This is a genomic window from Halomonas sp. ND22Bw, assembly GCF_003011945.1.
GTDB lineage: Bacteria > Pseudomonadota > Gammaproteobacteria > Pseudomonadales > Halomonadaceae > Halomonas > Halomonas halophila.
Genome location: NZ_PXWD01000312.1, coordinates 1 through 375, shown reverse-complemented (window position 1 = coordinate 375; position 375 = coordinate 1). Strand labels below are relative to the sequence as shown.

At 64.3% G+C, this 375-nt stretch carries 1 pseudogene; it reads right to left on the bottom strand.

Going from position 1 to position 375, the window contains the following annotated elements:
- Positions 1-375, bottom strand: a pseudogene (locus tag CVH10_RS18215) (hypothetical protein); the annotation flags it as partial.

Genomic DNA, 375 nt, shown 5'->3' with positions numbered 1-375 from the left:
CGATGGCCTTGTCTACGACCTTGCCGGCCTGCTCCAACTCCGAAGTGTAGCCCATGACATTGACCAGGGGCGCGCGAAGATCGTGGCTGACGATATAGGCGAACCGCTGGATTTCCTCGTTGGCGCGCATCAGGTCGCCTGTGCGCTCCTTGACCTTGTCCTCCAGGCTGGCGTTGGCGGCATCCAGGGTGGCGCGGGCGGTCTGTATCTCGCCGACGTAGCGGCGGACCATCCAGGCCGACAGAAGCGCCAGCACCACCACCAGAAGCCCCGTGATCGCATTCATCACCACGGTCAGGGTGCCGTATCGCTCCGACTTCAGGGTGCGGTCGGCGATGCGTCGGGACTTGATGGCGTCGAAGTCGTCCACAGCCG